This window comes from Actinoplanes subtropicus, assembly GCF_000721705.1.
Lineage (GTDB): Bacteria > Actinomycetota > Actinomycetes > Mycobacteriales > Micromonosporaceae > Actinoplanes > Actinoplanes subtropicus.
In genome coordinates this window covers 1-1,893 of sequence record NZ_JOJL01000112.1, presented here as the reverse complement: position 1 = coordinate 1,893, position 1,893 = coordinate 1, and the positions used below count along the sequence as shown (strand labels likewise).

Sequence of the window (1,893 nt, the reverse complement as noted above, 5' to 3'; positions counted from 1 at the left end):
CGACTGACCAACGTAAGAGCCCGTTGTCAAGTCGGGTGATTGGTGTTGGTTGATCAGGTTTGTTCCCTGGTGATGCTGGTAGTGGTGTCGTGCTGGGCCGGTCGGTGAAGAGCCGGTCGGCTCGGTGGGCATGGGTGTAGACCGGGCCGCTCGGTTGTCGGCCTGGCTGGCTGGTTGTGGTGTTTTCCCTGGTACCGGGTGTGGTCGGGGGCTCCGCCGCGGGTTCCGCGTCTCTACGTAGATCGTCAAACGGGCTGGTCCGCTGTTGGTGGCGGGGTCCCGACAGCGTGCAATCGAGCTTGTGCGGAGCGCGGCGGGGCGGCCCTTGGTCAGTCACGAGCTTGGTGGCTCAACGCGCGGTCGGGCTCGCCCCGCCGGTAGGGGAAAGGTCTATGCGGTTGTCGGTGGTCGTGTCACGCGACGCCGGTGTGTGTTCAGGCGGCCACCATGGTGATGGTGGGCCGGCCGGTGCGCCGTTGTCCGGTGGCGATGTCGGGGTCGAACGGCCGGCGGCTGGTGACGATGGCGTGCAGCCAGCGCAGCAGGGTCGCCGCGCACGCGGCGCGGGCTTGCGCGGGGGCCAGGCGGTCGGTGTCGCGGCGGGTTAGGTGGGTGAATTTGGCGTGCAGCACGCTGTTGTGGGGCAGGGCGCCCCAGACCGCGCGCCAGGCGGCGAGCCGTAGTCCCGGCCGGCCCCGCCTCGATAGGCGAGTCTGGCCGCGGAAGGTGGCCGAGGTGTTCTCGGCCGGGTTGAGCCCGGCGTGTTTGACCACGCTACGCGCGGACGCGAAGCGGGACAGGTCGCCGGTCTCGGCCAGGATCACCGCCGCGCCGACCGCGGACAGGCCGGGGATCGAGGTCACCAGAGCGGTCAGGCCGAGTGCGTCGAGCACGCCGGCCATCCGGTCCTGGGTATCGGCCAGCCGCGTGTTCGTGTGCTGCCAGTCCGCGAGGACCAGGCCCGCGCGTTCCAGGGCGCCGGGCCGCTGAGCGGCCACCCCGGCCGGGTCGGTCAGGCTGGTGAAGAAGGCCCGCACGATCCGGTGATACAGCCGCGACACCCCGAACCCGGCCACCCGGGCCCGGGCGGCCATGGTGAACGCGTCCAGACCCGCCACGGCCAAGCCGGCCAGGTCGCCGCCGGCGTCGACGACCACGCTCAGGCAGGCCAGCCACGTAGTGGAGTCCAAGGGCTTGACCGCGGCGTCCAGAGCGGCCGGCCAGCAGCAGCCGAGCAGGTCGGCGATCTGCTGCTGGCAGCGGGTGGCCTCGGTGACCAGCCGGGCACGGCGGGCGCCCAGATGCCGCAACCGGGCCCAGTCCACCTCCGCGCGTTCGGGCAGGTAGCAGTCCAGCCGGGCGATCAGCTTGCCGATCAGCACCGCATCCTTGTGATCGGTTTTGTCGCGGGTGTAGTCGTCGGCCTCGCGGGCCAGGTGCACCCGCAGCGACTGCACGCACACGAACCCCATCCCGGCGTCGTCAGCCAGCTGCATCACCGACCGCCACCGGTGACCGGTCGGCTCGCAGCCGACCACCACCGCAGCGAACCCGTATCGGCCGGCCTGCCCCGCGGCCCAGTCCAGCAGGCCACCCAACGCGAACGCCTTCATCCTGACCGTGCGCCGTCCCAGCACTCGCCCGTCATGGTCCAAGACCACCGCGACCTGCTTGTCCTCACCCAGATCGATCGCCAGGATCGCCCGGTCCGCACGGATCACCCGCCGCAACTGTTCGATCCGGTCATTCCTGCGGCGATCACCCCGGGTCAACCCGCTACGCTGAACCACGAACGTCCTCCTCGATGGGTACTGGGACACCAAGCCCGCTCATCCCACCAGGGAGGACGTTCCTTGATCTCAAGCCCCTAATCCTTCGAGGTCTTTCTACGCG

The 1,893-nt window shown here is 70.2% G+C and carries 1 protein-coding gene; it reads right to left on the bottom strand.

What is annotated here, in order from left to right:
* Positions 1–434: 434 nt before the first annotated feature.
* Entirely contained in the window at positions 435–1,790 is a 1,356-nt protein-coding gene (locus tag IH26_RS0152330; RefSeq protein ID WP_169789956.1) for an IS110 family RNA-guided transposase, read from the bottom strand.
* Positions 1,791–1,893: the final 103 nt, after the last annotated feature.